The 7,585-nt window shown below is 51.1% G+C and carries 7 protein-coding genes; all 7 read right to left on the reverse strand.

The annotated features are described in order from the left end of the window. Positions 1–414 precede the first annotated feature (414 nt). Positions 415–1,023 (reverse strand): DUF6088 family protein, encoded by a 609-nt coding sequence (locus ACKTSJ_RS10825; RefSeq protein WP_407900130.1) that lies wholly within the window; start codon positions 1,021–1,023, stop codon positions 415–417. A gap of 126 nt (positions 1,024–1,149) precedes the next feature. Beyond that, positions 1,150–1,641, reverse strand: coding sequence for a type II toxin-antitoxin system VapC family toxin (locus tag ACKTSJ_RS10830; RefSeq protein WP_407900132.1), 492 nt, complete (start codon positions 1,639–1,641; stop codon positions 1,150–1,152). Next, a complete protein-coding gene (locus ACKTSJ_RS10835; RefSeq protein WP_407900134.1) occupies positions 1,638–2,411 on the reverse strand; it encodes a hypothetical protein in 774 nt (257 codons plus the stop codon). Before ACKTSJ_RS10835 ends, ACKTSJ_RS10830 begins: the two co-directional genes overlap by 4 nt. 87 nt (positions 2,412–2,498) lie before the next feature. Next, positions 2,499–3,845: an SMODS domain-containing nucleotidyltransferase gene (locus ACKTSJ_RS10840; RefSeq protein ID WP_407900136.1), complete on the reverse strand. Its 1,347-nt coding sequence runs from the start codon at positions 3,843–3,845 to the stop codon at positions 2,499–2,501. Further along, on the reverse strand, positions 3,842–4,744 hold the full coding sequence (locus ACKTSJ_RS10845) for a CBASS cGAMP-activated phospholipase (RefSeq protein ID WP_407900138.1): 903 nt from the start codon (positions 4,742–4,744) through the stop codon (positions 3,842–3,844). The genes ACKTSJ_RS10840 and ACKTSJ_RS10845 overlap by 4 nt, the downstream gene beginning before the upstream one ends. Beyond that, entirely contained in the window at positions 4,741–5,856 is a 1,116-nt protein-coding gene (locus ACKTSJ_RS10850; protein WP_407900140.1) for a restriction endonuclease subunit S, read from the reverse strand. Before ACKTSJ_RS10850 ends, ACKTSJ_RS10845 begins: the two co-directional genes overlap by 4 nt. Next, complete coding sequence (locus tag ACKTSJ_RS10855) at positions 5,853–7,439, reverse strand: N-6 DNA methylase (protein ID WP_407900142.1); 1,587 nt, start codon at positions 7,437–7,439, stop codon at positions 5,853–5,855. The genes ACKTSJ_RS10850 and ACKTSJ_RS10855 overlap by 4 nt, the downstream gene beginning before the upstream one ends. Positions 7,440–7,585 lie beyond the last annotated feature (146 nt).

The raw sequence follows: 7,585 nt of genomic DNA on the forward strand, positions 1-7,585 counted from the left end.
GCCATCGCTTCTTCTCCTTCGGTTGTTGATCGTCTCGTTAACGTTAATTTACCGAATCGAAGCGGTGGCTGCCCACCAAATTATTTACAGCAGTTTAAGGACTCAATCATCCACCGCCGGGATAGTTGGACAAGGCGGACAGATGCTCTGCCAAGCGTTTCTTGTCAGAAGACAGTGCGGCCTTCCAATCCAACTCATTCAGCTCATGCCGAGGCGGCTCTAAGCTACCCCCCAATAAAGCGAGAGCACGATTCAACCAATTTTTCATCTGGACGTTTTCAACTTAAATAAGAATGTTAAAAATATCAACATGTTGCAAACATAGTACGTTGTGATCATATATAAAGCCAAGCTTACCTCAGGCTCAGCATTTCCAGCGGAATCGAGCAAATGAAAGGCGCGCGACCGACTCCATCAGCCGCGCTCCCCGCACACCCGTTTGATTGCCTCATACACCCAGCCGGTCGCCGACACTGTATCTTTCAGCACCCGCTTGCACGCCGTCTCATCCAGTTGCTTGCGTAGCGTGGCGATAACCGCCTCATCCACCCTCTCCTGCCCTAGCGCCTTCAACGCTTGCACAACCAGCCTGCTCTCGCGGTGCTTGAAGCCAACATCCTTCAGCGCCGACTTCTTGAACTCCAGCGTGTAGTTGCCAATGTCGTACTGACGGTTCGGTCCGTCGGAGAGATACACCAGTCGACCGGGTACCTGAGTGGGCAACCCCAACAGATTTAGCGCGGCATCGCCCGCAGGCTGGATGCGCCAATTGAATTTGCGCGCGAACGCCTGAGCCACTTGATCAAAATCAGGGCTTAGCTCCTGCTGCAACAACTCGCTGAACTTGGGATAGTCGTAAACGCCTCGGCAGACACGACGTATCTTGCCTTCAAGGCATAACTCAGACAGGGCATTATCAATCTGACTGCGGCTGAAATCCTCGACAAAATCATTCGATGAGAACGCCCACCCCCTACCGCGTCCGTATATTCTTGAAATAGCTTTTTTATTAAGCGCTTGCACAATTAATTTGCAGTCCGTTTCCCTAGAAAAAGATACTACTTTTTCTAGGTGAAAAAAGAAAGCGGAAGGTAGATTGCTTGACGAACTGATCTTCAGAAAAACCGGTCAGCACTTTGCGGGAATAACTTAGTCGGTATCTAGGCTCAACCCACGCTGCCCGTCTTCGCGTAACGCACACGAATCAAAGCCATCAACAAGTTTGATCGCCTTAACACGCAACACACCTGCATTACTCAAACGATCACAGTATTTGTGAAGAGTTGAGGCATCTTCCGTCAGGATGAATGGGATGGACTCATGTGCCGCTTGTGCCATCAACTTCACGTCATCGCGCACCACGGCACGGTTGTCGCCGCTGTCGCGGTCGAGTGCATTCCACAAACGCGCAGCTTCCACAGAGTGCGGAACATTGAAAGGAATTGCGCGAAAATTATTCAGCGGGAGATCGGTAATCGGCTGCCCAATGGCAAACTCGGCAGCAACGATGGCGGAAAAATACATCGGGCACTGTTGTTCGATCATTAAACGGTAATACTGCGCAGCGACGGAATGATTTGGCCGGTTTGCATTAACCAGTGAAATCAGGAAACTGGTATCCAACAACACGGCAGCCGTCATACCTTGCCGCCCCTCAAATTCTCCACCCAAGCAGCGGAATCGGGCACATTAGCCCACGCCTGCGTACCTTTCGCCACCATGCGTTTGAACTCGTCCTCGTCATAGCTCGGTTGGTGCGCATCGAAGGCCAGCAAGCGCACATTGCGCAAAGCGCCCGTGAGCAGATTTTCTTCAGCCGTAACATGCAGCAACGCCATGTGGTAAACCAAGTTGCGCTCTTCCTGTGCAATCAGATTTTGGCTGGATTCAACCATCAAGGTTTTGCCGTTCTCCAGTTCAAGGTGCACATTCGCTTTGGTCTTACCACCCCAGTCAACGATCTTGCCGTGCAAATACTTTTCGACATGCACCCAAACCTGTTCAACCTTGCGATAGTCGGATGCCGAATTTACAGAAAAGCCCACCTGAGCGGCACGATCCGCAACCAGATAGCTCCGCTTTGGATTCTGCCGGGCGCTCGCCTGCCAACGCTCAACAACCGCAGCTCGCTTGGCATCAATCAAGCTTAGTGAATCGGGTGATTTCAGGTGCTCCAGATCAACCCACAAGGATGTTGCCGCAAGCAAGCCGGAAGCAACGAAAGCCAGCGACCCATCCTCCACCGAGACCTGAACCTGCATCGGGTCAACATCGCGTCCTGCTCCCTTGAGAAACTCGCTTACATCTTTCTGAAACTCGCCCAACAGCGCCAACGGAACGTGCTTAGGCCCGACCTCCACATCATTGATGCGGTCGCTCACGGCAAAGCGTAGTTCGTTGATCGGTTTCATTTTGTTCAGAAAACGTTAGTAGCTGTGCGCATTTTATGCCGTTATGGACGGGGTGTCAGCAGAAGTGCCTGATGATTGCCAACACAATTAAGCGATATTGACAAAGAAACGACCGCTACGCCCAAGGCAAATTCCCTTCTTTGTATCGACCGCATAACATTCCACCCAATGACTCCCTTGGTATTTCGTGTGCTCCCATATATCTTGCCCAGATTGGCTGACTTGCCCCCTAAGTACCCGCGCCAACCTAGCCACGTATCCAGTGTTAACAACCTGCCATTTGATTGAAATGCTATCTGTAAAAGAATGCTGGGCATAAAAATGCAGCCATGTCCCAGGCTTTAGTGATGGGCCATTGGATCGGTAGGTTCCCTTGTAATCGCCTTCCTTCTCCGCATGTAGTGTTGCAGCAACTACTATCTTTCCTGCAGGCAACATCGGCCATTGAGGTTGCTCAACATGGGACAAGTCCTCATTCTGAACGATGGCTAACGCATTGGCGGATTTTGCAAGAGTTACTGACTTTGCAAAATCGTCGCCGAATACCCTTCTCCACTTCAAAATACTTTCGTCACGATCTTCCTCGACACAGGCATCCTCAATCCATTCTGCATAGCGATGAATACAATCTCGAAAATTTGAGTATTTATCCTGATCCCAATGCCGGGTAAATGACTCCGTAGGAAGGCTAGGATTAGAAACCTCGGGCATATCTGGATTTCCTTGAAGATATGTATCCAGTCGCTTGATGATTATTCGAAGTGCTGTAGGCAAATCAGTAAAATCGTTCGCAAGTAAAAGGCCTTCATCCCAATGAGTGACTCGCTCCCCGATCAATGTAGTCAGCAAAACTGACTTGGCCGAAAAGGTCAGTTTTATGTCACGCAGATATTTAAGAAGACGAACGACCTTGATAAGGTAGTTATTACCAACGTAGCCGTTCTGCTTCTTAAACCAATCGCTCAAACCATCAGGATTCGCTTGCTCCTCGGTATTGTCACTCCGATTTGATATCCATTCCGTAGTCTCCCAAATACCAACTCTTCGAACACATGGAACAACATCGATTGAAAACTCATTTGCATATTGAATGGTTACACAACGTGTCTTCCGTGAGACTTTGCTGGTATATGTGCCGTGGGCTTTGAATTGCGTATACAGATTTTCGATATAGTCAGCGGGAGTCCACTCCTTATGAGGCTTCATAAAAGCAACAAGGTCGGCATCAAATCCACCATTGCCCGCTGGTTTAATAATTGTCCGATGAGCCCAAGACCCTTGCGGTGAGGTTTCAATCAAGATGTCCGCATATTCCTCAAAACTTTCAAGTGTCGTGATGATGGTATCGACGCGCGCTTTCAAAGAGTCGATACGGGTCTGGTTAAGATTGACCACATCTGACATAAAAGTATCGAAGTGTTCGGTTAGTTTCATTGCAAATCCCCAAGCAGACTGCGAATGGCGGCAGAGTTGTGAGTAAAATCCTTGTCGGCTCTGCTAATCAAATCATCAATCACACTCACATCATCAAGTGACAAAGGTAGATCCGATTCAAAGTTAATCCGCACCGTCTGGTGTTTGTCGAGAAGCAGCTGAACCACATTGCCGGCAGTCGCCGACTGTAAATTCATAAGCATTGAAATAAATTTCAACATTCCCCAGCCAGTTACAAAGCCCCATCGCGCACCGTTATTGCTTACTGGATAATAGTTTTTCCCCACACCAGTACCCACCGACAGCAATTTAATCTGCGCACGCTCTGCGCCAAGCCGTGAAAGTGCTTCGGTGACTGCGACTAGGGATGGATTGTTAGCCCATAAACCACCATCGCTTAATTGATAGGGGCCGACACGCGCAGGCGCGAAGTAGGATGGCGCACTGCAAGAAGCAAGTACGGCATCAACAATCTTTACATTGCGATCCCTAACAAATCCATCGTCGTAGTTCGATTTAAAAACATGAACACCGCCATTCCCTATATCCGTCGCAGGAATGATCAGCCTAGTTTTTGCATCAGATAGTGTTGCGTCTTGAAACACATCCTTCAGCGCATTGCGCAATGGATCGCTCGCATAGCGTGGGAAAATAGCTCCCCTTAGCGACCAGCGTCGCGGATTGAAAATGATTGGCCCTTGCTCCCGATATAGCTTCGTAACCTTTGCGAGGGGAATGTCGAAGGCCAGCGCTGCTGCGATGATGGAGCCCGTACTGGTTCCTGCAATCAGATCAAAATCTCGATGGAACTCCAGTTCGAATTCGTCCTGAATGCGTTCGAGCACATGGCTGGCGTAAATACCCCGAATCCCGCCCCCATCAATCGCAAGCAACCTCATGCAACGTCCTCTGGCAACAGGTGAACATTTCCAGAGAGCAATTTCGGCAATAGCAGGTCGCGGGTGCGGCGGAGGTTATCCGATTGTTGCTGCAAGACTCGAACCTGCCTTTTTATCGGATCAACCCGTTTTGAAAAAGCAGTTGCTATCTCAGCAATTGGCACAACCACCAACTCTTCTTTCAGGAATTTAAAATGCCTGGCATAAGCAAAGTCAGACAACTCAATAGCAGAAAGCGTGTAGTAGAAAAGGCTCACCGGCATTCGCTCGTCATTGGAACGCAGTAATTGCGTTCCATCAGCTCCACATGCAAATGGGAAATCTATGAACTTGAGAATCCTCGTATGATCTCCAAACACAATCACAGGCAACTCGCCTGAATATTCAACATCGGCATCATTCGTGTAGCCCCCGACAAGCTCTCGCCCTTGATCTATAACAGGCAACTCGCCTGCCTGTAGATAGTCTTGTGTTTTGATCTTCCCCTGACGAGAAACCTTCGCCAATAACGCTGCAATTTTCTTTACCTCCCAACCTTGTGGAATCTGGCCGAGGATAGAGTCAGTAAGAGGGACTGATTCGTGGCCGGGGTAGCGGAAGTGGACGAACCATTCGCGGTAGAGGCTGCGCGCCATGTCTTCCAGGATGCGGATGCGCCGCTGGTTGTTTTCGATTAGTTCGTCGTAGGCGGAGAGTATGCTGGCAATACGACGTTGCGTAGGTAGCGGTGGAACCGGGACTTCTTCCCCTTTAAGATATTTAAAGTGTCGCTCATAGCCATAGTTTGCCAAATCAATGTTTCGAAGCGCATAGTAAAAATAGCGGATGTCATTTCCTGCGACAGGACGAAGTAGCTGCGTACCATCCGCCCCCACACAGAAAGGGAAATCCACGAACTTCAATACACGAGTGTGATCGCCAAATATCACTACCGGCAAGTCTCCTTGATAAAGCTCGGATTCGTCGTCTGTGTACCCAGCAATATCAGACTGTGACTGATCAACAATAGGGAATCGCCCGTTTGCTTGATATTGAGAGCGCTTGATTTTCGGCTGTCTTGGAACAGCTTCAAGCATTTCACCGACTGGCTTATGCTCCATCACCATAGTCATGCTTCCAATATCTCCATCACATTCGCTCCGATGGTAGCTTCCAGCTCTCGCGCTTGTGCATTCAGCACTTCCAGTTCTTCTTTCAGCGCTCCCAACTTCTCCTTAAAATCAGCGTCGCTGACTTCTTCGCCAGGAGCAACGCCGACATATAGACCGGGGTTGACCGACCAGAGTTGTGTTTCAATCTCTTTGACAGTAGCTGCCTTGCACAGGCCGGGAATATCCGCGTAGGAAGGCTTCGCTCCAAAAATCTCGATCAATTTGGCTGTAGCGTCATCACCACCCAAGGTGTAGTCCGGCGCTTCGCCGCGATACAGGCGCACGATGTTGGCGATGAAACCGATCTGCGCTTCCGTCCAGTCACGGTGTGCACGGTCAACTTGGCGATAGATGTGACGCGCATCAATAAAAAGAATGGTGCCAGCACGATCACTTGCCTGCTTACCCTTGTCCAGAAACCACAAGGTACACGCCACAGTAACGGTGTAGAACATGTTGGGGCCGACGGCGACCATCACATCCACGGCGCGAGCTTCGATCAACTGCTTACGGATTTCCTGTTCGCTGCTGCGCGCGTCAGAGGCGGAATTCGCCATGACGAACCCGGCGCGGCCTTGGGCATTCAGGCTGGAATAAAACAGTTGTATCCACAGCATGTTGGCGTTGTCGGTGCGCGGCACGCCGAAAGGAAAACGGCGACCTGTGCCCACGTCCGAAGCCAGTCTGTCCTTATCCACGGCGTTGACGTTGAACGGCGGATTGGCGAGGACGAAATCGAATTTGCCGACGGCTTCGTGCGGGTCGTCGTAGTAACTGTTGATGTGGCCGCCGTGGCGGATGTCGCCTTCGAGGCCGTGAATGGCGAGGTTCATGCGCGCCAGGCGTCCGGTGTCGTCGGTCTTTTCCACGCCGTGGATGAACAGTTCATCGGCGGCATTTTTCTGGTGCTCTGACACGAAGCGTGCGCTCTGCACGAACATGCCGCCGGAACCGCAGGCGGGATCAAGGATGCGCCCGTGGAATGGTTCGATTACTTCCACCAGCAGGCGCACGATGGAGCTCGGCGTGTAAAACTCCCCGCCCTTTTGACCTTCGGTACGTGCGAACTGACCGAGGAAGTATTCGTAGATGCGGCCGAATGCATCGTAGTCAAGGCTAACGGGAATCTCGGAGACTTTTTTCAGCAGTTCTTTGAGCAAGGTGCTGGTGAAGATTTGGAACGTGCGAGGCAGAACGCCCGCCAGTTGCGGATTGTGCTTCTCGATTTCAGCCATCGCGTCGTTGATCGCCTGGCCAACATTCGCACCTTCCGGCAAGTTCAGCAGATGCGCAAAGCGTGCGTTCTCGGGCAAGAAGATCACGCTCTCGGCATGATAGGCGGCGGGTTCATCTGCGCGGGATGTGCGACGTGATGCTCCCCCACCCCCAGCCCCTCCCCCGGTGGGAGAGGGGAGTAATTGCGCGCGGCGCTGTGCGAAGCGCGTCTCGGCAAACAACAGAAAGATCAGGCCAAGCACCGGCGCGGAATACTGCGCCGCAGTCAGCCCGGAATTGGCGCGGAACTGGTCGGCGGCATTCCACAGGCGTTGCTCAAGTGCATCATTGGCTAGGTCTTTTTCGGGAGTGTCAGGATTTTTGTGTTTGAGGCGGGTTGAGACGTGCCCACATCAGGTTCGCCGGAATGCATTTTACTGGATCGAACGGATAAAGCGATCATCGTACAGAATGG

It is taken from the genome of Ferrigenium sp. UT5 (assembly GCF_045866295.1).
Classification (GTDB): domain Bacteria; phylum Pseudomonadota; class Gammaproteobacteria; order Burkholderiales; family Gallionellaceae; genus Sideroxyarcus.

Bases quoted from the DNA above. Each gene is read 5' to 3' on its own strand.
- ACKTSJ_RS10830 (WP_407900132.1), bottom strand. From the start codon at position 1,641: ATGACGGCTGCCGTGTTGTTGGATACCAGTTTCCTGATTTCACTGGTT.
- ACKTSJ_RS10835 (WP_407900134.1), bottom strand. From the start codon at position 2,411: ATGAAACCGATCAACGAACTACGCTTTGCCGTGAGCGACCGCATCAAT.
- ACKTSJ_RS10840 (WP_407900136.1), bottom strand. From the start codon at position 3,845: ATGAAACTAACCGAACACTTCGATACTTTTATGTCAGATGTGGTCAAT.
- ACKTSJ_RS10845 (WP_407900138.1), bottom strand. From the start codon at position 4,744: ATGAGGTTGCTTGCGATTGATGGGGGCGGGATTCGGGGTATTTACGCC.
- ACKTSJ_RS10850 (WP_407900140.1), bottom strand. From the start codon at position 5,856: ATGACTATGGTGATGGAGCATAAGCCAGTCGGTGAAATGCTTGAAGCT.